Raw genomic sequence first — 24,590 nt, 5'->3', positions numbered from 1 at the left:
GGACGAGAGGCCTGAGGCCGGACCCGTGCGGGTCCGGCCTCAGGCGTGTCTCGGAGCGTCTTCGCATTTCGGGCGTTCGCGGCCGCCCCCGGCTTCGATGGTGCCTGGGAGGTGCGACAGGCGGCGGGCCGCCGCCTGTCGTGTCGGCGTGTCTCGGAGCGTCTTCGTAAATCGGGCATCCGCAGAGCCCCTCGAACAAGGGTGCCGCGGGGGTCCGACGGTTTCGTAGCCGCCGCGGCGGCTACTTCGCGGTGAGGACGATCTTGCCGAAGTGGCCGCCGGCGTTCATGATCCGGTGGGCTTCGGCGGCCTCGGCGAGGGGCAGGCGGGTGGTGACGACGGGCGTGATGTCGCCGGTGTCGAGGGCGGGCCAGACGCGTTCGAAGACCTCGGCGAGGATCTGGCGGCGCTGCTCCAGGGGGCGGGCGCGGAGCGTGGTGCCGGTGATGGTGGCGCGCTTGGCGAGGAGGCCGCCGAGGTGGATCTGGGCGGCGTTGCCCTGCTGGAGGCCGATGATGGCGAGGCGGCCGTCCTGGGCGAGGGCCTTGAGGTTGGGTTCGAAGTAGGCCGCGCCGATGACGTCGAGGATGGCGTCGGCGCCGCCGGCCTCCTGGGCGAGGGCCGCGAAGTCCTCGCTGCGGTAGTCGACGACTCGGTCGGCGCCGAGGGCCTCGAGCTGCTTGGCGGTCTCGCCGCGGGCGGTGGTCCAGGTCTCGGCGTCGGCGAGCTTGCGGGCGAACTGCACGGCGAAGGTGCCGATGCCGCCGGCGCCGCCGTGAACGAGGACGCGGCGCTTGCGGGACGCGTCGTCGTCGAGGAGGTAGCCGAGGTTGGAGTAGACGGTGGCGGCGGCCTCGGGCAGGCCGGCGGCGTCGGCGAGGTCGACGTGCTCGGGGACGGGCAGGATCAGCCCGGCGTCCACGGTGGCGTACTGGGCGTAGCCGCCGCCGGGGAGGAGCGCGCAGACCTCGGCGCCGAGGAGGGTCGCGTTGTCGGCGCTGCCGACGTCGACGATGGTCCCGGAGACCTCCAGGCCGGGCCAGGCGGGCGCGCCCTGCGGGGGCGGGTAGTGGCCGGAGACCTGGAGGAGGTCGGCGCGGTTGACGCCGGCGGCGGCGACCTCGATGAGGACTTCGTCGGGGCCGGGCGCGGGTTCGGGCACCTGGGCGGCGGTGAGGCTCCCGCCGGACACGGTCATGGCAAGCATTCCCGCATAGTATGACTGCGCCCGCCGCCCAAAGCGACATACCCGTCAGTAAGTCATTTCAGGACCCTGTTGCGTGCCGTCTTTCCTTGTGCCGCAACGGTTCACTGGTTCTCGGAGGAGTGCCCGGGGAAGAGGTGGGCGGCGGGGTCGATGGCGACGGCGGCGTTGTTGACGGCGGTGGCGGCCTCGCCGAAGCCGGTCGCGATGAGCTTGACCTTGCCGGGGTAGGCGGCGATGTCGCCCGCGGCGTAGGTGCGCGGGAGGCTCGCGGCCATCGTGGAGTCGACGGTGACGGTGCGGTGGTCGAGGTCGAGTCCCCACTCCCCCAGGGGCCCGAGGTCGGCGGTGAAGCCGAGCGCGGCGACGATCGCGTCGGCGGGGAGCTCGCGCGGGCCCTCGTCCTTGACGTCGATCGCGACGCCTTCGACGCCCGCGACCCCGTGGATCGCGGTGACCTGGGCGTTGACGATGATCGGGACGCCGAGGCCGCGCACGCGCTCGATCGTGGCGTGGTGGGCGCGGAACTTCTCGCGGCGGTGGACGATCACAGTGGACCGGGCGACGCCGTGGAGGGCGAGGGCCCAGTCGAACGCGGAGTCGCCGCCGCCGACGATGACGACGTCCTGGCCGGCGTGCGCGGCGAGTTCGGGGACGAAGTAGACGATCCCGGCGCCGCGGAAGCCGGCGGCGGCGGGGAGCGGGCGGGGCGAGAAGCTGCCGAGGCCGCCGGTGATGAGCAGGGCCCGGGCCGCGACGGTGACGTCGCCGGAGAGGCCGATGACGGGCTCGCCGTCGACGTGCTCCAGGGTCCGGGCCTGGTGGCCGAGGAGGTAGACCGGTTCGAAGGGGGCGGCCTGGCGGAGGAGGTTCGCGACCAGGTCGCGGCCCTTGATCGCGGGGAATCCGGCGACGTCGTAGATCTGCTTCTCGGGGTACATGGCGGTGATCTGGCCGCCGGCCTCGGGGAGGGCGTCGACGACGGCGGTGCGCAGGCCGCGGAAGCCGGCGTAGTACGTGGCGAAGAGGCCCGTCGGGCCCGCGCCGACGATCGCGAGGTCCACTGTGATGAGAGGCAAGGGCGTCACCGACTCCGTTGTCGCGGCAGTTCCCACGATCGTAGCGGCGGCGGGGGTGCGGTGGGGCCGCACGAGCGGCTCGTTGCGGCCCCGTGCGGATCAGAGCCCCCGGAAGGGACCGGTGACCTCGTAGGTGATGCCGCCGCTGCTGGAGCCGCTGGTGCCGCGCTGGGACGAGAAGTACAGGCGGTTCCCGGCCGGGTTGAAGGCGGGCCCGGTGATCTCGGAGGCGCTCTGGCCGGTGATGCGCAGGAACGGGGCGACGACGTCGTCGGGGGTGATCACGCAGATCTCCATGTTGCCGCCGTCCTCGGCGACGAACAGGTCGCCGCTGCCGGAGGCGCCGGTGATGTTGTCGACGCCGGTGAGCGGCGCGCCCGAGACGTTGTCGTCGTAGACGGTGGCGAGGGTGTTGGCGTCGGCGTCGTACGCCCAGACCTTGTTGTCGCCCTTGGTGGTGAAGAAGCAGATGCCGTCGGTGTAGTAGCAGCCCTCGCCGCCGTTGAAGCGCTTGGTGTTCGCGACCTGGTTGCGGGTGGCGGTCGGGGAGCCGTCGGGGTCGGGCACGGTGGCCCAGGCCAGCGTCGAGCCGGTCTGGGTGAGCACCTGGAGGGTGCCGGTGGCGAGGTTGCCCCAGGTGGTGGGGCGGAAGCGGTAGAAGGCGCCGTCGGAGACGTCCTCGGTCAGGTAGACCACGCCGTGGTCGGCGTCGGCCGCGGCGGCCTCGTGCTTGAAGCGGCCCATGGCGTCGCGGCGGACGGCGGGGTCGTCGCCGAAGGGGTCGGTCTCGTAGACGTAGCCGCGGTCGACCTCCTCGCAGGAGAGCCAGGTGTTCCAGGGGGTGGCGCCGCCGGCGCAGTTGGTGCGGGTGCCGCTGAGGGTGCGGTAGGCGTCGACGACGTTCCCGGCGGCGTCGAAGCGCAGGGCGCCGACCCCGCCGCCGGAGGAGACCTCGGAGTTGGAGACGTAGATCCAGCCGTTCCCGTCGGCGAAGCAGGCGCCGCCGTCGGGGGCGCTGTGCCAGGTGTAGGAGGTGCCGGCCACGGTCTGGGAGGAGCGGGCGACGATCCGGGAGGTGAACCCGGCGGGGAGCTGGATGCCGCGGGCGTCGGCGGCCTGGAGGGCGCCGTAGGGGCTGGTGCCGGGGAGCGCGGGGTAGGCGAAGGAGGGGCGGGTCATGGTGAAGCCGAGGGCGACCGATCCGGCGCCGGCGACCGCGGCGCGCATGACGTTCCGTCGTTGCATGGTGGCAGTCCTTTGGAGGGAGGATGGGACGCAGCGGAAGTGCTGCCGCAGGCCAGCGTAGGGAATTCGCGGCTTTTGCGAGTTGACGTCACGAAACGGTCCGGTGACGGATTGCGGGCCGCGGCCTGAACGGCCAGGGGCGTTCGGGGCACGAACTAGACTCGGGCCCGTGAAGACAGCGCTGATCACCGGCATCACCGGCCAGGACGGTTCGTACCTGGCCGAACTGCTGCTCGCGAAGGGCTACACGGTGCACGGCGTGGTGCGGCACGCGTCGTCGCTCATCGCGAACACCTCCCGCCTCGACGCGGTCTACCAGGACCCGCACGAGTCGGGGCGGCGGCTGTTCCTCCACAAGGGCGACGTCACCGACGCGGGGCTCCTGGTGAACCTCATCCGCGACATCGAGCCCGACGAGATCTACAACCTGGCCGCGCAGTCGCACGTGCGCGTCAGCTTCGACCTGCCCGACTACACCGCGAACGTGACCGCGCTGGGCGCGATCCGGCTCCTGGAGGCGGTGCGCGCCAGCCGGATCGACGCGAAGATCTACCAGGCGTCCACGTCGGAGATGTTCGGCACCACGGCCCCGCCGCAGGACGAGGGCGCGCCGTTCCACCCCCGCAGCCCCTACGGGGTCGCGAAGCTGTACGCGCACTGGGCCACGGTGAACTACCGGGAGTCGTACGGGATGTTCGCGGTCAACGGGATCGCGTTCAACCACGAGAGCCCGCGGCGCGGCGAGACGTTCGTGACCCGCAAGATCACCCGGGCCGTCGCGCGCATCGCCGCGGGCCTGGAGAAGAAGGTCTACCTGGGGAACCTCGACGCGGTCCGCGACTGGGGCTACGCGCCGGAGTACACCGAGGCGATGTGGCTCATGCTCCAGCACCGCGAGCCGGTCGACTACGTCATCGCGACCGGGCGGGCCGCCACCGTGCGCGACTTCGCCGAGGCCGCGTTCGCGCACGCCGGGCTCGACTGGCGCGACCACATCGAGCACGACGACCGCTACGAACGGCCCGCCGAGGTCCCCGAGCTGGTCGGGAACCCCGCGAAGATCGAGCGCGAGATCGGCTGGAAGGCCCGCGTGCACTGGGCCGAGCTGGCCGCGGTCATGGTCGACGCCGACCGCAAGGCGCTGCGCGACGGGTCGTAGCGCGGCTACCATCGCGGGCATGACTGATCGCAGCGAACCGGTGAAGCTCAACGACGGCCAGGTCATGCCACGCATCGGCTACGGGACCTACAAGGTCGGCGACGACGAGGCGCAGGAGGCCGTCGAGGCGGCCCTGGCGACCGGGTACCGGCTGGTCGACACCGCCGAGATGTACGGCAACGAGGTCGGCGTCGGCCGCGCGGTGAACGGCTCCGGCGTCCCGCGCGAGGAGGTGTTCCTGACCACGAAGGTCTGGAACGACCACCACGGCGCGGACGCGGCCCGCGCGGCGCTGGAGGCGTCGCTGGAGCGGCTCGGCACCGACTACCTCGACCTGTACCTGATCCACTGGCCCTCGCCGAAGCAGGGCCTGTACGTCGAGACGTTCGAGGCGCTGCTAAAGGCCCGGGACGAGGGCCTGATCCGCTCGGCCGGCGTCTCGAACTTCCTCCCCGAGCACCTCGAGAAAGTCCACGAGGGCACCGGCGTGTGGCCCGCGGTGAACCAGGTCGAGCTCCACCCGTACTTCAACCAGCCCGCGCTGCGCGCCTGGCAGGCCGAGCGCGGCATCGCCACCGAGTCGTGGGGCCCGCTGGGCCAGCGCACCGGCTCGGTCCTCGGCGAGGAGGCCGTCACCGCGGCCGCCGCGGCGCACGGGAGGAGCCCCGGACAGGTCGTCATCCGCTGGCACCTCCAGAACGGGTGCATCGTGATCCCCAAGTCCTCCAAGGCGAGCCGCATCGCCGAGAACTTCGACGTGTTCGACTTCGAGCTGACCGAAGGGGAGATGGCGGCGATCGACGCCCTGGAGTCGGGCGAGCGCCAGGGCATCGACCCCGGCGGCAGCGAGCGCTGAGACGCGCGGAAGGGGCGGCCGGAGCGATCCGGTCGCCCTTCCCGCGTGTTAGAGGACGCCCTCGGCGAGGCGCTTGAGCTCGGCCACGTGCGCGGCGAACGCGGTGCGCCCGGCGTCGGTGAGCGCGGCCCAGGTGCGGGTGCGGCCTTCGAGCGGCGACTTGCGGACTGTCAGGTACCCGGCGTCCTCGAGGGCCTTGAGCTGCTTGCTGAGGACGGAGTCGCTGACGCCGAGCCCTTCGCGGATCGCCGCGAACTCGACCTCGGCGGCTCGGGAGAGCATCGAGCAGATCCGGAGCCGGTTGGGCGCGTGGATCACCTCGTCGAAGCGCGGTTCGACGCTCATGCGGCCTCGCGGAGGTCGGCGCGCAGCAGCGTGTCGTAGTGGCGGCCCCATACGACTGTGAGGACGGCGAGGACCGCGCCGGCGACCGTCGCGGGCCACCAGAGTTCGAAGCCGAGGCCGAGGACCGCGCCGGTGCCGGCGATGACCACGCCGACGGCGAAGGCGACCTGGGCGCTGCGGCGCGAGCGCGGTCCGGCGGTGAAGCCGTCGGCCCACACGCCGGCGATGCGGCGGTAGGCGGTGGCGAGCAGGAGCGCGCCGAGGGCGAAGGCCGCCGCGGCGCCCCAGACGATCACGAGGCGCGCGCCGGAGCCGGCGACGGCGACGAGGCCGCCGATGAGCAGGCCGAGGATGGGGTGGTACCACCAGGGGGTGTAGAGGCGGTCGGCGATCTCCGCGCGGGAGGCGTTGACTTCCTCGAGGGCGGCGCGGGCTTCCTGGGGGTTGAGCTGACTTTCCATACCGGAAACTCTAGCGGTGACTTTCCATTGCGTCAAGTCCGGACTTTCCGTGACGGCAAGCATAGTTGGGCAATCGCTCGCCGGGTGAGTAGCGTTGCGCGCATGAGCGAACTGAGCACCTCCATCACGCTGACCGGCGGCGCCGTGATCCCGCGATTCGGCTTCGGCACCTTCAAGATCGAGGACGGCGACTCGCAGGCCGCGGTCGAGGTCGCACTCGCGACCGGCTACCGCCTGATCGACACCGCGACCGGATACGGCAACGAGGAGGGCGTGGGCCGCGCGCTCGCCGCCTCCGGCCTCGCCCGCGACGAGGTGTTCCTGACCAGCAAGGTCTGGGACCACGGCTACGACGACGTGCGCAAGGGCCTCGAAGCGTCCCTGGAGCGGCTCGGCACCGACCACCTCGACCTGTACCTGCTCCACTGGCCGCGCCCGAGCCTCGGCAAGTACGTCGAGTCGTGGCAGGCGCTCGTCGACGCCCGCGCCGAGGGCCTGATCCGGGCCGCCGGCGTCTCCAACTTCACCGTCGAGCACCTCGACCGCATCGAGACCGAGACCGGCGCCGCCGCCGAGCTCAACCAGGTCGAGCTCCACCCGTACTTCAGCCAGCCCGAGCTGCGCGCCTACCACGCCGAGCACCTCATCGCGACCGAGTCCTGGGGCCCACTGGCGCTCCGCGGCGGCGGCCTCTTCGACGAGCCCGCCGTCAAGGCCGCCGCCGAAGCGCACGACCGCACCCCCGCGCAGGTGGCGCTCCGCTGGAACCTCCAGCGCGGCAACGTCGTCATCCCCAAGTCCGTCACCCCCGACCGCATCCGCGAGAACTGGGCGGCCCTCGACTTCGCGCTCACCGACGAGGAGCTGACCGCCATCGACGCCCTCGACACCGGCGTCCGCCAGGGCGGCGACCCCGCCGTCGTCGGGAACTAGCACACCGGCCCCGGGGGCGAACCCCCCGGGGCCCTTGCACTTCGCGTTTCGCCCCACGAGAATCGAGGGGTGAACGATCCACTGCTGGTCCTGGTGCACAGCCCGCTGACCGGACCTCTCGCCTGGGAGCCGACCGCCGAGGCCCTCCAGTCCCTCGGCCACGTCGTGGTCCTCCCCGACCTGGGCCCGGCCTTCGCCGGCGAGGGCCCTTACTTCACCGGCGCCGCCGCGCTCGTCGCCGAGGCGCTCGGCGAGTACGCGATGCACGAGTCGGTGGTCCTGGTCGCCCACAGCGGCGCCGGGGCGCTCCTGCCCACGATCGCCGAGGCCGTGCCCCGCACCACCGCGACGGTCCTCGTCGACGCCGAACTCCCCCGCCCGGGGCAGTCCTGGTTCGACACCGCGCCCGCCGAACTGGGCGCCAGCCTCCGCGAGCTCGCCGTCGACGGCGTCCTCCCCAAGTGGAGCGACTGGTACGCGCCGGACGCGATCGCCGACCTCCTCCCCGACGACTTCCAGCGCGAGACCTTCACCGCGGCCCTGCCGCGCCTCCCCCTCGCCTACTTCGAGGAGACCGCCCCGCCGGCCCCGGCCTGGCCGCCCGGCCCGTGCGCCTACCTGCGCCTGAGCGCCGCCTACGTCACCCAGGCGGCCGCGGCGGTCGAGAAGGAGTGGACGGTGGCCGAACTCCCCACCGACCACCTCGCGATCATCACCCAGCCCGAGAAGGTCGCCCGCATCCTGAGCGCCCAGATCAACGAGCTCGCCTGACCCGGACCCCGCGGCTCACCCGATACCGTGGCGAACCGCCCAGAGGGCGGCCTGGGTGCGGTCGGCGGCGCCGATCCTGCGGAGGAGGTTGGTGACGTGGGTCTTGACGGTCTTCTCGGAGACGCCGAGGGCGCGGGCGATCTGGCGGTTGGTCTGGCCCTTCGCGATGAGGCCGAGGACCTGGCTCTCGCGCGGGGTCAGGGTGGGCGCGGCGGGGCCGGTGGTGCCGTTCATGAGGCCGCGCATGGCGACCGGGGAGAGCAGCAGCTGACCTGAGTGGACGGTGCGGATGGCGCTGGCGAGCGCGTCGGGGTCGATGTCCTTGTACACGAAGCCGGCCGCGCCGGCGTTGATGGCGGCGGGGACGCGCTCGGCGTCGGTGGCCGAAGTGAGGACGAGGACGCGGGGCCGCTCGCGGGCGTCGCCGAGGCGGTCGAGGACGCCCTGGCCGTCGAGGCCGGGCATCTTGAGGTCGAGGAGGACCACGTCGGGGTCGAGGTCGGCGACGGCCTTGAGGGCCTCCTCGCCGTCGCCGGCCTCGCCGACGACGGCGAAGTCGGGTTCGAGTTCGAGGTAGCCGCGCAGGCCCCGGCGGACCACGGGGTGGTCGTCGACGAGGAGGAGCCGGATCGGGTCAGTCACGGTCGGGCCTTTCGGTGTCGCCGGGGGCGTCGGCGGTGCCGTCTTCAGGTGCGGGGCCGTCGAGGTCGGGTTCGTCGTCGGCCGCGTCCAGAACGAGCGCCACCGCCGTGCCCTCGCCGGGGGCGGTGGTCAGGACGAGGGCGCCGCCGAGGGCCTCGGCGCGTTCGCGCATCGAGAGCAGGCCGAGGCCGCGGGTGGCGGCCTCGTCGGCGTCGAAGCCGCGGCCGTCGTCGGCGACGGTGATGCGCTCGGACTCGATGGTGAGGGAGACGTTGCGGGCCTTGGCATGGCGGAAGGCGTTGCCGAGTGCCTCCTGGACGAGGCGGAGCACCTCGACCTCGCCGTCGCGGGAGAGGTCGACCGGGGAGCGGAGTTCGAAGTGGACGCTGGTGTCGTGGAGGCGGTCGAGGAGCGCGGTGTGGCGGCGCAGGGTCTCGACCAGGCCGTGGACGTCGAGTTCGGCGGGCCGGAGTTCGACGATGACGGCGCGGAGTTCGGCGATGGCCTCGGCGGCGAGCTGCTCGACCTCGTCGAGGCGGCCGCGAGCGGCCTCGGGGTCGTCGGGCAGGAGGCGGCAGGCGGTGCGCGCTGAGAGCCGGAGGGAGAACAGCCGCTGCATGACCGCGTCGTGGAGTTCGCGGGCGAGGCGGTTGCGCTCCTCGACGACGGTGAGTTCGCGGCTGCGCTCGTACAGGCGCGCGTTGGTGATCGCGATGGCCGCGTGCGAGGCGAGGAGCTCGATGAGCTCGGTGTCGGCCGCGGTGAACCCGGGGCGGCCGAGGTCGTTGGTGAGGACGACGATGCCGAGGGTCTGGTCGCCGTCGCGGATGGGCACGCCGAGGAGCGCGGTCATCGCGGGGTGGGCCTTGGGCCACCAGCGGAAGCGCGGGTCGCGGCGCAGGTCGTCGAGGCGGATCGGCTCGGTCTCGGTGAGGATCGCCGCGAGCATCCCGTGCTGGCGCGGGAGCGGCCCGATCTTCAGGCGCTGCTCCTCACCGATGCCGTCGGTGATGAACTCGGCGAAGCCGCCCTCGTCGTCGGGGATGCCGATCGCGGCGTAGTCGGCGCCGACCAGCCGCCGCGCGGAGGACACGATCACCTCGAGGACCTGGTGCACGGACAGGTGCCGGGTGATCGCGCCGACGGCGGCCGACACCTCGTGCAGCAGCTTGGCGGGCTCCGAGAACGGTCCGGTGGAATGGGAGGCGGTCACGGCACGAATCTAGCCCACGCGGCACCGGACGAGCCTCGGTCGCTGGTCTTAGGACCTGCGGACCGCGGCTCCTGCGACCTCGGCCCGATGTGCGCGCGGGCCCGCGGCCATAGCGTCGTCGGCATGACTACCGAAGCAACCCGCACCGCCGTCGTCACCGGAGCGTCCGCCGGCCTCGGGGAGGCCCTCGCCGAGCGGCTCGCCGCCGACGGCTGGAACCTGGTCCTCGCGGCACGCGGCGAGGAGCGCCTGGCGACGACCGCCGCCCGGCTCGGCGCGACGTACCTGGCCGGGAGCGTCGCCTACGACGCCGCGCACCGCGAGCGCCTGATCGCCCTGGCCGGCGGCCGGATCGACCTGCTCGTCAACAACGCGTCGACGCTCGGCGAGGTGCCGCTGCCGACCCTCGCCGAGGCCGACCTGGAGGCCTGGCCCGAGGTGTTCGAGCTGAACATGCGCGCCCCGATGCACCTGGTGCAGCTGGCCCTCCCGTCGCTGCGCGAGCGCGGCGGCGCGATCGTCAACGTCTCCTCCGACGCGGCCACCGGGCCCTACCCGACGTGGGGACCGTACGGGGCGTCGAAGGCCGCGCTCGACCAGCTCTCGAACGTGCTCGCCGCCGAGGAGCCCGCCGTGCGGGTCTGGTCGGTCGACCCCGGCGAGATGCGCACGCGGATGCTCGCCGACGCGGTGGGCGAGGCCGACGCCGCCGAGGCGGGCGACCCCGCCGACGCCGCGGCCGCGATCGTCCGCCTCGTCGAGGCGCGGCCCGACAGCGGCCGCTACCAGGCCACGTCCTTCGCAGCGGCGGAGGACTCCGAGAAGGGAACCGGGGAATGAGCACCACCTTGACCGAGCCGTTCGCGTTCGCGCTCGACGCCGCCCTGGAGGCGCGCCGCCCCGCGGAGGTCCGCGGCACCGGCCGCTCCGACGTGCGGATGCTGGTGACCGACAAGGCCACCGGCGCGATCACCCACCAGCACTTCGAGGACCTCCCGGCGCTCGTGCGCCCCGGGGACCTCCTGGTCGTCAACAACTCCGGGACCCTCCCGGCGGCCGTCCTCACCCGGCAGGGCCTGCGGGTCCACTTCTCCTCCGTGCGGCCCGACGGGTCGTGGCTGGTGGAGCTGCGCGACCGCGACAAGCCCTACCTCGGCGACGTCATCGGCCGGACCCTCGACCTGCCCGGGGGCGTCCACCTGTACCTGGAGCGGCGCTTCGGCAAGCGGCTGTGGACGACCCGGCCGCCGGTCGCGTCGGTCCCGGACTACCTCGCCCGCTACGGCCGGCCGATCCGGTACTCGTACGTCGACCAGCAGTGGCCGCTCGACGCGTACCAGACGGCGTTCGCGACCGTCCCAGGTTCGGCCGAGATGCCCAGCGCCGCAAGGCCGTTCACGCCCGAGATCGTGACGCGGCTGGTGTCGGCCGGGGTCGGCGTCGCCCCGATCACGCTCCACACCGGGGTCGCGTCGCTGGAGAGCGACGAGGACCCGTACCCGGAGTGGTTCGAGGTCGGCGAGTACACCGCGCGGGCCGTGAACGCGACGAAGGCCGCGGGCGGGCGCGTCATCGCCGTCGGCACCACCGCGGTGCGGGCCCTGGAGACCGCCGCGACGGACGGCCGGGTCGAGGCCGCGTCGGGCCACACCGAGCGGATCGTCTCCCCCGCCGACCCGGTGACCGTGGTCGACGGCCTGCTCACCGGCTTCCACGAGCCGCGCTCGACCCACCTGTCGATGCTGGAGGCGATCTGCGAGACCGGCCTCCTGCGCGACTCGTACACCGCCGCGATCGAGGCCCGCTACCTGTGGCACGAGTTCGGCGACGTGCACCTCATCGCGTGAGGCGCCGGGACCGGACCCGCGGCGGGTCCGGTCCCGGCGTGAGCCGCGGCGCCGGAGGTGTCGCCGCCGCCCCACCCCCGCGAGCTGCGCGTTAGCATCGAACCGGCGGCCGAGGTCCGGCCGCCGCTCTCGAGAGGGGCCCGTGTTGCGCAACGCCTCGTACGGCCCGGACGGCCGGTTCGCCGGCCCCGGCGGCCCCAGGCGCCGCGGGCGGCTCTCGCTGCCCGACTCGCCGCTCGTCGCCGGGATCACCGCCGCGGTGACGCTCGCGCTCGCCGCGGTCCTGTTCCTGGCCGCGCTGCCGGGCGAGGAGCGGGTCCTGTACTACGAAGGCGAGCAGGTCGCCCCGTCGGCGCTGTGCGAGACCGAGGACGAGGCCGGCGAGACCGTCCTGGGCGCCTGCGCCGAGCTCGGCGAGTGGGAGACCCGCGAGACCGGCTGGGGCGTCGTGCAGCTCGTGATCGCCGGGGTCCTCGCCGCGGGCGGCGCCGTCGTCGCCTTCGGCATCCCCAAGCAGCTCCGCGAGCGCCGCGAGGAGGAGCTGCGGGATCTGGAGCGGCTCACCGACGAGGACCACCGGCGCCTGTAGCACCGGCCGGACGACCCCTAGTCGACGTAGATGTCGGGCTGGAAGTCGGTGGTGCCGGGCACGACCGCGTACGCGTCGAGGTCGGTGACCCCCTCCGCGGCGAGCAGGTCCTCGACCATGACCGCGTTGCCGGTGTAGGCGTTCGGGTCCTTCGCGAGGATCGCCAGCGCGGCGTCGGCGACGATCTCGGGCTTGCGGGAGCGGTCGAGCATCGGCTGCCCGCCGAGGGCGAACTCGACGGCGGCGGTGGCGATGGTCGTCTTGGGCCACAGGCAGTTCGCGGCGACGCCGGGCTCGGTCTCGGACGCGCCGAGGGTCATGATCGTCATGCCGTACTTGGTGGCCGTGTAGGGGCCGCCCGCGAACCAGCGCGGGTCGGTGTTCAGCGGCGGGCTGACGGTGAGCAGGTGGGCGTGGTCGGACTCGCGCAGGTGCGGGAGCGCGGCGCTGATGGCGGCGAAGGTGCCGCGGAGGTTGACGCCGGCGATGAGGTCGAACTTCTTGAGCGAGAGCTCGCCGATGCCGGTGAGGTCGAGTGCGGAGGCGTTGTTGACGCAGGCGTCGAGCCCGCCGAACGCGGCCGCGGCGGCGTCGACGGCCTCGGCCACGGATTCGGCGTCGCGCAGGTCGCCGACGATGGGGAGGGCCTCGCCGCCGACGGCCTCGACGGCCTTGGCGGTCTCGTAGAGGGTGCCGGGGAGTTTGGGGTGCGGCTCGCCGGTCTTGGCGAACAGCGCGACCTTGGCCCCGGCGGCGCCGAGCGCGACGGCGATGGCCGCGCCGATGCCGCGGCTGGCGCCGGTGACGAACGCGGCGCGCCCCTTGAGGGGGTGGTCCTTGACCAGGTCGGCCCTGACGGCGTGCTCCATTGCTCTGCCTCCATGAGTTCGGTGTCCCCTGATATTACTGGAAAGTAACTTCAGGGGGAAGCAGGGAACGCCCGACACTCCGGTCCGTTCCTGAACGTCCGCTGGGAGCGGGTGCGGAAACCGCCTGGAATGGCCCGCGAACCCTGTCAGTGCCGGAATCGGTGGCATACGCTGGGCAACCGATGGACGACTCGCACGAGTACCTAGGAGCGGTGGATGACTTCGACCAGCGGGCCAGCCGGTGCCGTACCGCCTGCGGTACCGCTCCGGGGCGACGGGTCCCCGGCGCGTCTCCTGGTCGTCGATGACGAGGAGAGCCTGGCAGACCTGCTGGTCGAAGCCCTCTCGTTCCAGGGCTACACCGTGACCGCGGCGCGCTCGGGCACCGAGGCGCTCGCGGCGGTGGAGTCGGTGCGCCCCGACCTGGTGATCCTCGACGTGAACATGCCGGGCCTCGACGGGTTCGGGGTGGCCGACCGCATGCGCGCCGCGGGCGACGCGACGCCCATCATCTTCCTGACCGCCCGCACGGCCCCCGACGACCTGCGCGACGGCTTCGGCTCCGGCGGCGACGACTACCTCATGAAGCCGTTCCGCCTGGAGGAGCTGTCACTGCGCGTCTCGGCGGTGCTGCGGCGCACGCTCGGCCGCGAGGCGGCCGCCAGCGCGCCCGCCGACACGGTCGCGGTCGCCGACCTCATCCTGGACCTGGCCGCCCACCAGGTGACGCGCGACGGCACGACGATCGACCTGTCCCCCACCGAGTTCCGGCTCCTGCGCTACCTCGCGGCGAACGCCGGGCGCGTGGTGTCCAAGTCGGAGCTGCTCAAGCAGGTGTGGGGCTACGACTTCGAGACCGAGTCGAGCCTGGCCGAGACGTACGTGTTCTACCTGCGCCGCAAGCTCGACAAGCTCGGCCCGCGCCTCATCCACACCGTGCGCGGCGTCGGCTACATGCTGCGCCCGCCGCAGGTGTAGCCGTGGCGATCAGGACCAAGATCGCCGCGGCCATGGCGGTCCTGCTCATCGTGGCGGTGGCGGTGATCGGGTTCGTGACCGTGCGGGTCGTCTCCGACAAGCTCACCGGGCAGGTCGACGAGCAGCTCCGCAAGGCCACCAACGAGGACAACCTCGCCATGTGGATGAGCACGGTCGGCATCCTCGGCGACCCCGGCGCCTCGGGCGCGCCCGAGGGGCCGCGGCTCGTCTCGCAGTACGCGCTCCTGCTCTTCGACAGCGACGGCCAGGTCGCGGCCGAGCAGCAGGCCGGCACCGCCGACGACCCCGATCCGCTCCCCGACATCTCCTCGGCCCCCGCGACCGGCGAGTACTTCAACGTCTCCTCGGTCGACGGCGCGCTGACCTACCGGGTCTACGCGCAGGACTTCCGCCAGACGAACACCGGCGACATCTACACGTTCGTCGTGGCGACCCCGCTGACCGAGGTGCAGGCGTCGATCTCGACGCTGACGCGGACCGTGCTCATCACCGGGTTCCTGGTCGCGCTCATCGGCATCCTCGCCGCCTGGATCATCACGCGCCGCGGCCTGCGGGTGGTCGACCACATGGTCGCCGACGCCGAGACGGTCGCCACCGGGAACCTCGACCACCGGATCGCCTTGGCCGACCCGCGTACCGAGATGGGGCGGCTCTCGTTGGCGCTCAACCGGATGGTGTCGCGGCTGACCGACGCGATCACGCAGCGGGACCGCCAGCACGAGCGGCTGCGGCAGTTCGTGGCCGACGCCGGGCACGAGCTGCGGACGCCGCTCACCGCCATCGGCGGGTACGTGCAGCTGTACCAGAGCGGCGCCGCGGCCCAGGGCGAGAAGCTCGACCGCGCGATGGACCGGATCGGCTCCGAGAACGCGCGGCTCGCGAAGCTCGTCGACGACCTCATGGTCCTGTCGCGGCTCGACGAGGAGGTCGGCGGCGACCGCGAGCTGGTCGAACTGGCCCAGCTCGCGCAGGACGCCGTGGACGACGCCGAGGTGGCCGACCCGACGCATCCGGTGGCGCTGACCGCCGCGTCCGCGGTCACGGTGGTGGCCAACGAGGGCCAGCTCCGGCAGGTCCTCGTCAACCTCCTCACCAACGCCCGCGTCCACACGCCGGCCGGGACCGCGATCGACGTCTCGGTCGCCGCGGAGGACGGCACGGCCGTGCTGCGCGTGGCCGACCACGGGCCGGGCATCCCGCCCGAGCACCGCCAGAAGGTCTTCGACCGGTTCTACCGTGCCGACCCGTCGCGCTCGCGCGCCACCGGCGGCTCCGGGCTCGGACTGTCCATCGTGTCCTCGATCGTCGCCTCGCACGGCGGCCGGATCAGCCTCGACAGCGACGAGGGCCGCGGCACCGTCGTCGAAGTGCGCCTGCCGATCGCGCACCTGGAGTAGCGCCGGGGCGGGCCGCTCGCGAACGCGGCCGCCGGGCCTGCGGTTCGCAGGTCCCCTCGGTCGGAGTCCCCAGTGGCCGCCATCGCGGTCGTGCGGCCCGGCCGCGAATCGCGACCCGGGACCGGGTCGCTCAGGCGTGCTAACGTCTGCGGACGTGACCCGACTCCTCCCCCGCTGGTTCGTGGAACGCATCGACCCCGTCGCCGACGAGGACGAACTCCCGGTGTCCACACTGGAACTGTTCTTCGACCTCATCTTCGTCTTCACCGTCGCGCAGTTCACCGCGATCATCGCCTACGACCCGCTCGTCGGCCTGCTCCAGAGCACGCTCATGTTCGGGTTCCTGTGGTGGATGTACGCGGGCTACTCGTGGCTCACCAACGTGATCCCGCCGCAGCGGACCGCCCGGCGCGTCCTCCTCCTGTGCGCCATGGCCGGCTGGCTCGTCGTCGCCCTCACCGTGCCCTCCGCGTTCGAGAGCGGCAGCGTCTGGATCGCCGTCGGCATGCTCGCGGTCGTGCTCGTCCACGGCCTCATGTACCTCCAGGCCGCGCGGTCGTTCGGCCCGGTCTTCATCGCGAACCTCGCCGCGGTCGCCGCCGTCTTCGCCGCCGAGCTCGGACCCGAGGGCCTCTGGCGCTACGCGCTCTGGGCCCTCGCCGCCGCCATCGTCTGGTCGGTGCCGATCTGGCACGGACAGCGCGGCCTGAACCTCCACCCCGCGCACATCACCGAACGCCACGGCCTGGTCGTCCTCGTCGCGCTCGGCGAGTCGGTCGTCGCCATCGGCATCGGCGCGCGGGACCTGCCGGTCGACGCCGACCTGCTGCTGGCGGCCGTCCTAGGCCTCGCGATCGCCGCCTGCATGTGGTGGTCGCTGTTCGTGCGGGAGCTCCCCGCCACCGAGCACGCGCTCACCGCCGCGAAGGACCCGGTCACACGCGTCCGCAAGGTCCTGGTCGGGCTCTCCTACGCGTTCATCCCGGTCCTGCTGGGCATCCTGGTGTTCGCCGCGGGCCTGAAGCACGCCGTCGGACACGCCCTGTCGCCCTTGGACGCCGAGTCCACGTGGCTGCTGTCGGGCGGCGTCGCGGCGTTCCTGCTGGGCACGGCCGGGCTGCGCCTGGCGATGCGCCTGCCCCGCCCCTGGGAGCGGCTCGTCCTCGCCGCGGTCGTGCTCGCGCTCGCCCCGGTCGGCCTGGTCAACACCGCGCTCCAGCTGGCGGCCGTCCTCGTCGTCCTGGTTGCCGCGATCGTCCTGGAGGGCCGCGCCGCCGCGGCGCGGACGGCCCCGGCCTCACACTAGGTTCGTCGCGCGGACGCTCGGGATGACGAGCGGCGTCCCGGACTCGGGGTCGTCGATGATCCGGCACGGCAGGTCGAAGACCTGCCGGACGGTCTCGGCGGTCACGATGTCGGCCGGGGCGCCCTCGGCGACGACCTCGCCCTCGCGCATCGCGATGAGGTGCGTGGCGTAGCGGGCGGCCTGGTTGAGGTCGTGGAGGACCGCCACGAGGGTGCGGCCCTCGCGGTGGAGCTTCGCGCACAGGTCGAGGACCTCGATCTGGTGCGTGATGTCGAGGTACGTGGTGGGCTCGTCGAGCAGGAGCAGCGGCGTCTGCTGGGCGAGGACCATCGCGATCCACACGCGCTGGCGCTGGCCGCCGGAGAGCTCGTCGACGCCGCGCGAGGCGAGGTCGGCGATGTCGGTGGCGGCCATGGCCTCGCCGACGACGCGCTCGTCGTCGGCCGACCACTGCCGCAGGATGCCCTGGTGCGGGTAGCGGCCGCGGGCGACGAGGTCGGCGACGGTGATGCCGTCGGGCGCGATCGGCGACTGCGGCAGCAGGCCGAGGCGGCGGGCGACGGCCCGCGTGTTCTGGTGGTGGATGTCCTTGCCGTCGAGGAGGACCGTCCCGTGGGAAGGCTTGAGCATGCGCGCCAGGGCCTTGAGCAGGGTGGACTTGCCGCAGGCGTTGGGGCCCATGATGACGGTGAACTCCCCTTCGGGGATGTCGACGCTCAGTCCCTCGCTGATGACGGTGCGGCCGTAGCCGAGCGTGGCCTTGCGGGCGGCGAGCGGGCTGGTGGTCACGACATGACCCCCTTCTTGCGGTGGGCGATGAGCAGCCAGATGAGGTAGGCGCCGCCGACGACGCCGGTGACGACGCCGGTGGGCAGTTGGCGGCCGCCGACGCCGGCGACGGCGATCATGTCGGCGGCGGTGACGATGAGCGCGCCGACGAGCGCGGAGCACAGGAAGCTGCGCGAGGAGCCGGTGAGCCGCGCGGCGATGTGGGGCGCGGCGAGGGCGACGAACGCGAGCGGTCCGGCGACGGCCACGGCCCCGGCGGCGAGGATCGAGGCGGTGACGAGGGCGGTCACGCGGGTCGCGCCGACGCTGACGCCGAGGCCGGTCGCGGTGGCCTCGCCGAGGCGCAGCGAGTCGAGGCCGCGGGAGAGGAACGCGATGACGAGGACCCCGGCGGCGAGGACGGCGCCGACGGCGGCCGCCTGGCCGAAGTCGCGGCCGGAGAGGTCGCCGGTGAGCCAGTAGACGGCCCGGAACGCGTCGATGATCGTGGTGCGGGTGAGCAGGTACCCGTTGACGCCGGCGAGGATCGCCGAGACGCCGATGCCGACCAGGATGAGCCGGTACCCGGAGGGGTCGCCGCCGCGCGTCAGGGCCCAGATGAGCAGGCCCGTGGCGAGCGACCCGACCGCGGCGAGCATGGTCGTGACCTGCAGGGACGAGCCGGTGACGATGATGGCGACGAGCGCGCCGGTGGTGGCGCCCTGGGTGAGGCCGAGGAGGTCGGGGCTGCCGAGGGGGTTGCGGGTGAGGTTCTGGAACAGGGCCCCGGCCAGGCCCATGCACGCGCCGACGGCGAGGCCGGTGGCGAGGCGCGGCAGGCGCAGGGTCCACAGGATGAACTCGTCGCCCTTGGTGCCCTGGCCGATGAGCGCGTACCAGACGCGTTCGATCCCGAGGGAGGTCGAGCCGGTCGCGGCCGACCACATGGCGAGTGCGATGAGGGCGGCGAGGGAGCCGAGGACCGCGGCGAGGACGCGGTGGCGCAGGCGGATCGAGTACCCGCCGAGGCGGAGGACGGTCGCGCCTTCCGCCGCCCGGAGCGGTGCGGACGCTGTGGTCATAGCCGGGCGACCTTCCTGCGGCTGACGAGGTAGATGAAGAAGGGACCGCCGACGACGGCGCAGACGATGCCCACCTGGACTTCGCCGGGGCGGGCGACGAGGCGCCCGATGACGTCGGTGAGGAGGAGGAACGCCGCGCCGGTGAGCATGGAGTACGGGAGGACCCAGTTCTGGTCGGGCCCGGTGAAGGCCCGCACCACGTGCGGGACGATGAGGCCGACGAAGACGATCGGGCCGCACACGGCGGTCGCGGTCCCGGCCAGGACCGTGATCGCGGCGATCCCGGCGACGCGCAGGACGCGCGGGTCGACGCCGAGGCCGGTCGCGGTCGCGTCCCCGAGCGCGAGGGCGTTCAGGGGCCGGGCCAGGAGGATGCCGACGACGCCGGCGAACCCGATGAGCGTGACGACCGGGACGATGGGCGCGGTGTGGGCGTTGACGAGCGACCCGACCGACCAGAACCGCATGGTCTCCAGGGAGGCGGCGTCCATGAGCTGGATCGCGGAGACGTACGCGTACCCGGCGGCGGTCACGGCCGCGCCGGCCAGCGCGAGGCGGGCCGGGGTGGCGGTGGCGGCGCCCGCGATGAGATAGGTGGCGACCGTGGCGATCGCGGCGCCGGCGAAGGCGAACCCGATGGTCTGGGTGAAGCTGGAGAAGCCTAGGAAGTAGGCGGCGGTGACGACCGCGGCGGCCGCGCCGGTGTTGACGCCGAGGAGCCCGGGGTCGGCGAGGGGGTTGCGGGTCATGGCCTGCATGAGGGCCCCGGCGAGGCCGAGGGCGGCGCCGGCGGCGAGGCCGAGGACGGTGCGGGGCACGCGGAGCTCGGTGACCACGGGGTACGTCTCGGATGCGGGGTCGGTGAGGCCGGCCCAGACCTCGCCGAGGCTCATCGCGCGGGCGCCGAGGGCGATGCTGAGCACCGCCAGGACGGCGAGCACGGCGAGGAGGACGAGCAGTCCGGTGACGCGGCGTCCGTTGCGCGAGCGGGCCGGTTCGCTTGCGGCCCCGGCGGAGGCGCGGTCCGCGGAGTGCGGCGGGGCCTGCTCGGGGGCGCGGTGCGCGGTTGACAAGGGCGGACTCCGGCGGGATAGTGACTGCGGTTTTGTTTAGGCTAACCTAACCCTCGCCCACCCCGCCATGACCGATCACCCTCGAAGGAGTTCGACGTGCCACTCCGCGCGTACCCCGCCCTCTCCCGCCGCGGCATCCTCGCGGCCACCGGCGGCCTCGGCGCCGCCTCCCTGCTCGCCGCGTGCGGCGACGGCGCGGATGAGGCCCCTGAGGAGGGCGGCGCCTCCGGCCCGTTCTCCTTCCTCGACGAGCGCGACCAGGAGGACGTGGAGCTGGAGACCGTGCCGACCAAGGTCGTGGCGTTCACCGGCCTGGCCGCGGCCCTGTACGACTACGGGGTCGAGGTCGCGGCGGTCTTCGGGCCGACGACCCTCGCCGACGGGCAACCGGACCTCCAGGCCGGGCGGATGCCCGTGGAGGACTTGACGGTCCTGGGCAACGCCTGGGGCGAGTTCGACGTCGAGAAGTACGCCGAGCTCGGCCCCGAGCTCATCGTCTCCCACTACTACGAGGGCTTCGACCTGTGGTTCGTGCCCGAGGACCGCCTGGAGGAGGTCGAGTCGCTCGCGCCGGGCGTCGGCATCGAGGTCTCGCTGCCGACCCTGGACCAGATCATCGACCGCCATGCGGCCCTTGCCGAGGCGCTGGGTGCGGACCTGGACTCGGACGAGAACGCCGCGGCCGTGGAGCGCTTCGGCGCGGCGATGGCGGCGGTACCGGACAGTTACTTCGAAGTCTCGGTGTCCACCGGCCACGAGTACAAGGCGATGGCGGTCGGCGCCTGGCCCGATGGGCTGTACATCGCCAACCCGCCGACATTCAACCTGCTCGCAAAGTGCGTCGAGCTCGGGGTCGACTTCGTGGTTCCGGAGAACGCGGACCAGAACGGGTACTGGGAGCTCCTGTCGTGGGAGAACGTCGACAAGTACCAGGCCGATGTCATCTTCCTCGACCTGCGCACCGGCAACATCTCCCCCGAGCAACTCGTCGCCGACTACCCGACCTGGGCGGCGCTGCCGGCGGTGCAGGCCGGGCAGGTCTACGGCTGGAACGGCGAGCCCGTGTACTCGCACATCGGCGGTGCGGTTGAGCTGGAACGCATCGCGGAAGGACTCTTCGCCGGACGACCCCTCGCCTCGCTCGACGACTGAGTGGCTGACGCCACGTGAGGACCCCAGGTCAGGGGGCCGGAATCTGGTTAGGCTAGCCTAACCTCGGTTCGGCCGGGTCAGGCCCGTTCAACCGCCGTATCCGGCCCCCACCCCCGATGAAGGAGAGACAGCACATGGCTTTCGATGCCGACAAGGTCAAGTTCGGCCGCCGCGGCCTGCTCGCGGGCGGCGGCGCCCTCGGTCTGACGGGCGCGCTCGCCGCCTGCGGGAACGGCGACGAGACCGGTTCCGAGGACGAGCAGGAGTCGACCGGCCCCTGGGAGTTCACCGACGACCAGCCCGTCACCTCCGAGCTCGACAGCGTCCCCACCAAGCTCGTGGCGTACACCGGCATGGCCGCCGCCCTGTACGACTTCGGCATCGAGGTCCCGGCCGTCTTCGGCCCCACCACCAACGAGGACGGCTCGGCCACCGGCCAGGCCGGGAACCTGCCCGTCGCCGACCTCGAGGTCTTCGGCAACACCTACGGCGAGTTCGACGTCGAGGCCTACGCCTCCTGGGGCCCCGAGGTCCTGCTGACCCATTTCTACTACGACCCGGCGACCCTCTGGTACATCCCCGAGGAGTCCAAAGAGGACATCACCGGCCTCGCCGAGGTCGTCGCCCTCAGCGCCGACGACGGCGCCAACACCCAGGACCAGATCATCGCCCGCCACGCCGAGCTGGCCGAGAGCCTGGGCGCCGACCTCGAGTCGGAGCAGAACGCCGCCAACAAGGAGGCGTACGACGCCGCCGTCGCCGCCCTCACCGAGGCCGCCGCCGCCAACCCCGTCACCGTCCTCGCCTGCTCCGCAGCCGCCGAGATCTTCTACGCCTCGAACCCGGCCACCGGCAACGACATGCGCTTCTTCACCGAACTCGGCGTGAACTTCGTCGTCCCCGACAACCTCGACGAGGCCACCGGCTCGTACTTCGAGAACCTGTCCTGGGAGAACGCCGACAAGTACCCCGCCGACATCCTCTTCCTCGACGCGCGCGTGCAGGCCCTCCAGCCCGACGCGCTCACCGAGTTCCCCACCTGGGCCGCCCTCCCGGCCGTCCAGGAAGGCCAGATCGTGGCGTGGGAGGCCGAGCCGATGTACTCGTACGGCCTCGCCGCCAAGTCGATCCAGGCGCTGGCCGACGCCATCGCGAACGCGAAGAAGCTGGTCTAAGGCAGACCGGTTCTTCCTCCTCCACAACTGAATGCAAAGTGAGCAAGGGGCGGGGATCTGCTCGGCACATGTATGGCACGCAAGCTTTGCCATGGCCGACCCCCGCCCCTTCGTTGTGCGCCGGTGTTACTTGATGTCGAACACCACGACCGACGGATCGTGGTCGGACACGCCGTAACGGCCGTACGCGGGCTCCTCGCCGAAGTCCCACGCGTCCGCCGGGTAGTCCGAGTTGATGTGCGCCGTCACGGCGGACTCGATCTCACGCAGCAGGCGCGGGGAGGCCCACATCTGGTCGAGCGTCTGCGCCTGGCCCATATACGTGTAGGAGTAGGCCGCCGCGGGGTGGTCCTCCACCATGACGTCGTAGAGCGGGCACAGGCCCGAGTCCTCATACAGGCCCGCGAGCTGGTCGGACGGGCCGGTCCAGTCACCGGCGATGACCTGGCCCTCGGCGAACGGGTCGTCGGGGCGCGGGAAGACGTTCAGGTCGCCGCCGGCGAGGATCTTCGCCTTCCGGTCGTCGTCGAGGATCGCCGCGCTGATCGCCGCCAGGTAGTTCGCCTGCTCGGTGCGGTGCAGCACGCGGGTGTTCGGGCTCGACGAGAAGTGGTTGTTGATGAGGTAGATCTCGCCGGTGCTGCGGCCGTGCTTGTCCTTGAGGTAGAACTTCGCGGCCTGCGCGGCCCGGCTGTAGACGTCGAAGCCGTTGCAGGCGTAGACGCCCGAGTTCGTGCACTGGTCGATGACCGCTTGCGGCAGGGCCGCGTTGAGGGCCTTCGGGTTCTGCACGTCGGCGTTGATCTCGTCGGCCTCGGTCGGGTACTCGATCTCGGGCGAGTCGCCGAAGACCGGGTCCCAGGACTTCACGTTCGACAGCCCGGCCAGCTTGGGCTGGTACAGGAAGCCGGTCATGATGCCGCGGGTGTCGGCCGAGTCGAGGTCGCCCACGGCCTCGTAGGTCGGGCCGCCGTACTCGGCGATGACGAGCGCGAGCTCCTGGATGGAGTCGGGCGACCCGTCGCCGCCGGTGTTCGCGTCGCCGGTGTTGACGAGGTCGCACACGAGGCGGTCCGGGCCGAGGTCCGTGCGCTTGGTCCACGCGGGGTTGACCGAGCAGACGTCCTGGGCCTCGCCCTCCTGCGTCATCAGGATCGCCGGGCTCCGCAGGTCCTCCACGATCTGCGCGGCCTGGCGCTCCAGCTGCGCCTCGTACTCCTCATACGTGCTCGGCACGTAGTCGAACGGCGCGCTGACGTTCCCCTCGGGGTCCTCGGGGTCGGTGCAGCCGGGGTTCCCGGCGAAGTCGCAGCCGGAGTTCGGGTTGTCGCGGGTGTCGTACAGGTTCTCGATGTTGTACGACGCCACGGACGCCTCGTTGCGGCCCGCGGCCTCGACCGGCTCGTTGTCGGCCGGCTCCAGGCCGCCCTCCAGGACCAGGTCCTCGCTGACCTCGACCGCGTACTTCGCGAACGAGAGGTAGATCCCGCCGGTGGCGGCCTCGGTGATGACGTCGAAGGTCTTGGCCGGGGCGATGATCGTCTCGGTCGTGCCCTCGGTGGCCCGCAGGCCCAGGTCGCCGATGACGAACAGGTAGCCGTTGCCGTCGTCGAAGGCGCCCTCGACCGTGTCGAGCGGGTGCGCGTCGCGGAAGGCGCGGGCGGCGTAGCCGTCCTGCTGCGCCGCTTCGGCGTCGCCGCGCATCGCCCAGACCTCGCCGCCCGAGGAGAACACGTCGCGCCCGGCGGTGACCACGGACTCGGCCGGGACGGTCATCTGCATGCCGAGGTGGCGGCGCATGTACTCGGTGCTGGCCCTGGCGTTGTCCGGCGGGTCGATCTCGACGGACTCGACCTCGGCGAGCGGGTCCAGGCCCGTCTCGACCAGGTCGTAGACGTAGGCCGAGCCGCCGGAGAACTGGATGTTCCCGAAGTAGGAGCCGACGACGCCGCGCAGGACGATCTCGTCGCCCACGTTCACGGTCCAGTTGGCGCCCAGTTCCTCGCGCGCGGGCGAGCCGGTCAGCGTGCGCAGCGTCGAGTACTGGTTGTTGAAGACGAAGATCCCGTCCGAGGAGTTCGGGTCGCCGTCCGTGGCGTCCGCCCGCTCCTGGAGGAAGAAGCCCTTGTTCCCGGAGGGGTCGAGGGTCTCCTGGGTGACCACGCCCTTGACGTACACGGTCTGGCCCGCGAGCGGGGACGCGAAGTTCGTGTCGCCGTCCTCGATCGAGCCCTGGACCGCACCGATGTGGACGGTGTCGACCTGGGCCTGGGCCTGGGACGCGAAGAGGAACCCGGAGGCGCCGATGATGACCGCGCCCGCGGCCGCCGCCGCGAGTCGGACACGCCGTCTGAGGGACTGCACGGGCAAGCTCCAATGCTGTTGACGCCGCGGCGCGGGGCGCCGGGGGCGGGAGGATGGGGCG

General features: G+C 72.4%; 24 protein-coding genes. 12 read left to right on the top strand and 12 right to left on the bottom strand.

Annotation, left to right across the window (positions count from 1 at the left end):
* Window positions 1-241 precede the first annotated feature (241 nt).
* The 3 genes from ABD419_RS08795 to ABD419_RS08785 form a co-directional block, all read right to left on the bottom strand.
* Entirely contained in the window at window positions 242-1,207 is a 966-nt protein-coding gene (locus tag ABD419_RS08795) for an NAD(P)H-quinone oxidoreductase (RefSeq protein ID WP_344484600.1), read from the bottom strand.
* Between the two features lie 101 nt (window positions 1,208-1,308).
* Window positions 1,309-2,292, bottom strand: coding sequence for an NAD(P)/FAD-dependent oxidoreductase (locus ABD419_RS08790; RefSeq protein ID WP_344484597.1), 984 nt, complete (start codon window positions 2,290-2,292; stop codon window positions 1,309-1,311).
* A 90-nt stretch (window positions 2,293-2,382) separates the two neighbouring features.
* Window positions 2,383-3,528, bottom strand: a complete 1,146-nt coding sequence (locus ABD419_RS08785) for an alkaline phosphatase PhoX (protein ID WP_344484594.1) — start codon at window positions 3,526-3,528, stop codon at window positions 2,383-2,385.
* A gap of 169 nt (window positions 3,529-3,697) precedes the next feature.
* Between ABD419_RS08785 and gmd the strand changes: the two genes are divergently transcribed.
* Complete coding sequence (gmd, locus tag ABD419_RS08780) at window positions 3,698-4,687, top strand: GDP-mannose 4,6-dehydratase (protein ID WP_344484591.1); 990 nt, start codon at window positions 3,698-3,700, stop codon at window positions 4,685-4,687.
* A 19-nt stretch (window positions 4,688-4,706) separates the two neighbouring features.
* Window positions 4,707-5,543 (top strand): aldo/keto reductase, encoded by an 837-nt coding sequence (locus tag ABD419_RS08775; protein WP_344484588.1) that lies wholly within the window; start codon window positions 4,707-4,709, stop codon window positions 5,541-5,543.
* A gap of 48 nt (window positions 5,544-5,591) precedes the next feature.
* On the opposite strand, the gene ABD419_RS08770 is transcribed toward ABD419_RS08775, so the two are convergent.
* Both ABD419_RS08770 and ABD419_RS08765 read right to left on the bottom strand, forming a co-directional pair.
* Window positions 5,592-5,888, bottom strand: a complete 297-nt coding sequence (locus ABD419_RS08770) for a transcriptional regulator (protein WP_344484585.1) — start codon at window positions 5,886-5,888, stop codon at window positions 5,592-5,594.
* On the bottom strand, window positions 5,885-6,349 hold the full coding sequence (locus ABD419_RS08765; RefSeq protein WP_344484582.1) for a hypothetical protein: 465 nt from the start codon (window positions 6,347-6,349) through the stop codon (window positions 5,885-5,887). Before ABD419_RS08765 ends, ABD419_RS08770 begins: the two co-directional genes overlap by 4 nt.
* A 102-nt stretch (window positions 6,350-6,451) precedes the next feature.
* Between ABD419_RS08765 and ABD419_RS08760 the strand changes: the two genes are divergently transcribed.
* Entirely contained in the window at window positions 6,452-7,282 is an 831-nt protein-coding gene (locus ABD419_RS08760) for an aldo/keto reductase (RefSeq protein WP_344484580.1), read from the top strand.
* Between the two features lie 69 nt (window positions 7,283-7,351).
* Window positions 7,352-8,053: an alpha/beta fold hydrolase gene (locus tag ABD419_RS08755; RefSeq protein WP_344484578.1), complete on the top strand. Its 702-nt coding sequence runs from the start codon at window positions 7,352-7,354 to the stop codon at window positions 8,051-8,053.
* Window positions 8,054-8,068: 15 nt separating this feature from the next.
* Here ABD419_RS08755 and ABD419_RS08750 read toward each other — a convergent pair whose 3' ends face one another.
* Window positions 8,069-8,695: a response regulator gene (locus ABD419_RS08750; protein ID WP_344484576.1), complete on the bottom strand. Its 627-nt coding sequence runs from the start codon at window positions 8,693-8,695 to the stop codon at window positions 8,069-8,071.
* Window positions 8,688-9,908 (bottom strand): GAF domain-containing sensor histidine kinase, encoded by a 1,221-nt coding sequence (locus ABD419_RS08745; RefSeq protein WP_344484574.1) that lies wholly within the window; start codon window positions 9,906-9,908, stop codon window positions 8,688-8,690. Before ABD419_RS08745 ends, ABD419_RS08750 begins: the two co-directional genes overlap by 8 nt.
* 123 nt (window positions 9,909-10,031) lie before the next feature.
* On the opposite strand from ABD419_RS08745, the gene ABD419_RS08740 reads away from it, so the two are divergent.
* From ABD419_RS08740 to ABD419_RS08730, 3 genes are all read left to right on the top strand, one after another.
* Window positions 10,032-10,748, top strand: coding sequence for an SDR family oxidoreductase (locus ABD419_RS08740; RefSeq protein ID WP_344484572.1), 717 nt, complete (start codon window positions 10,032-10,034; stop codon window positions 10,746-10,748).
* The gene (locus tag ABD419_RS08735) at window positions 10,745-11,755 is read left to right on the top strand and encodes an S-adenosylmethionine:tRNA ribosyltransferase-isomerase (RefSeq protein WP_344484570.1); all 1,011 of its coding nucleotides are present in this window, start codon (window positions 10,745-10,747) and stop codon (window positions 11,753-11,755) included. The genes ABD419_RS08740 and ABD419_RS08735 overlap by 4 nt, the downstream gene beginning before the upstream one ends.
* A 142-nt stretch (window positions 11,756-11,897) precedes the next feature.
* On the top strand, window positions 11,898-12,344 hold the full coding sequence (locus ABD419_RS08730; protein WP_344484567.1) for a hypothetical protein: 447 nt from the start codon (window positions 11,898-11,900) through the stop codon (window positions 12,342-12,344).
* 17 nt (window positions 12,345-12,361) lie between these two features.
* On the opposite strand, the gene ABD419_RS08725 is transcribed toward ABD419_RS08730, so the two are convergent.
* Window positions 12,362-13,213, bottom strand: a complete 852-nt coding sequence (locus ABD419_RS08725) for an SDR family oxidoreductase (RefSeq protein ID WP_344484564.1) — start codon at window positions 13,211-13,213, stop codon at window positions 12,362-12,364.
* Between the two features lie 216 nt (window positions 13,214-13,429).
* Between ABD419_RS08725 and ABD419_RS08720 the strand changes: the two genes are divergently transcribed.
* The 3 genes from ABD419_RS08720 to ABD419_RS08710 all read left to right on the top strand — a co-directional run bounded on the left by ABD419_RS08720 (window position 13,430) and on the right by ABD419_RS08710 (window position 16,915).
* Window positions 13,430-14,191 carry a response regulator transcription factor gene (locus ABD419_RS08720; RefSeq protein WP_344484561.1) on the top strand — a complete coding sequence of 254 codons (762 nt, stop codon included), beginning with the start codon at window positions 13,430-13,432 and terminating at the stop codon, window positions 14,189-14,191.
* Between the two features lie 2 nt (window positions 14,192-14,193).
* A complete protein-coding gene (locus ABD419_RS08715) occupies window positions 14,194-15,609 on the top strand; it encodes a sensor histidine kinase (RefSeq protein WP_344484558.1) in 1,416 nt (471 codons plus the stop codon).
* A 154-nt stretch (window positions 15,610-15,763) separates the two neighbouring features.
* Entirely contained in the window at window positions 15,764-16,915 is a 1,152-nt protein-coding gene (locus tag ABD419_RS08710) for a low temperature requirement protein A (protein WP_344484555.1), read from the top strand.
* Here the strand turns inward: ABD419_RS08710 and ABD419_RS08705 are convergent.
* The 3 genes from ABD419_RS08705 to ABD419_RS08695 are packed head-to-tail and all read right to left on the bottom strand — an operon-like array spanning window position 16,907 to window position 19,838.
* Entirely contained in the window at window positions 16,907-17,704 is a 798-nt protein-coding gene (locus tag ABD419_RS08705; protein ID WP_344484552.1) for an ABC transporter ATP-binding protein, read from the bottom strand. The genes ABD419_RS08710 and ABD419_RS08705 overlap by 9 nt on opposite strands.
* The gene (locus ABD419_RS08700; protein ID WP_344484549.1) at window positions 17,701-18,765 is read right to left on the bottom strand and encodes a FecCD family ABC transporter permease; all 1,065 of its coding nucleotides are present in this window, start codon (window positions 18,763-18,765) and stop codon (window positions 17,701-17,703) included. Before ABD419_RS08700 ends, ABD419_RS08705 begins: the two co-directional genes overlap by 4 nt.
* Window positions 18,762-19,838 (bottom strand): FecCD family ABC transporter permease, encoded by a 1,077-nt coding sequence (locus ABD419_RS08695; protein WP_344484546.1) that lies wholly within the window; start codon window positions 19,836-19,838, stop codon window positions 18,762-18,764. The genes ABD419_RS08700 and ABD419_RS08695 overlap by 4 nt, the downstream gene beginning before the upstream one ends.
* Window positions 19,839-19,934: 96 nt before the next feature.
* Between ABD419_RS08695 and ABD419_RS08690 the strand changes: the two genes are divergently transcribed.
* Together ABD419_RS08690 and ABD419_RS08685 are read left to right on the top strand one after the other, a co-directional pair.
* Window positions 19,935-20,990, top strand: coding sequence for an ABC transporter substrate-binding protein (locus tag ABD419_RS08690; protein WP_344484543.1), 1,056 nt, complete (start codon window positions 19,935-19,937; stop codon window positions 20,988-20,990).
* A 134-nt stretch (window positions 20,991-21,124) separates the two neighbouring features.
* A complete protein-coding gene (locus tag ABD419_RS08685) occupies window positions 21,125-22,165 on the top strand; it encodes an ABC transporter substrate-binding protein (protein ID WP_344484541.1) in 1,041 nt (346 codons plus the stop codon).
* Between the two features lie 126 nt (window positions 22,166-22,291).
* Here the strand turns inward: ABD419_RS08685 and ABD419_RS08680 are convergent, their stop codons facing one another.
* Window positions 22,292-24,529 (bottom strand): hypothetical protein, encoded by a 2,238-nt coding sequence (locus tag ABD419_RS08680; protein WP_344484538.1) that lies wholly within the window; start codon window positions 24,527-24,529, stop codon window positions 22,292-22,294.
* Window positions 24,530-24,590: the final 61 nt, after the last annotated feature.

The organism is Glycomyces endophyticus, from assembly GCF_039531525.1.
Taxonomy (GTDB): Bacteria; Actinomycetota; Actinomycetes; order Mycobacteriales; family Micromonosporaceae; genus Glycomyces; species Glycomyces endophyticus.
The sequence above is the reverse complement of the archived record's forward strand: the minus strand, read 5'-3'. Positions and strand labels throughout refer to the sequence as shown.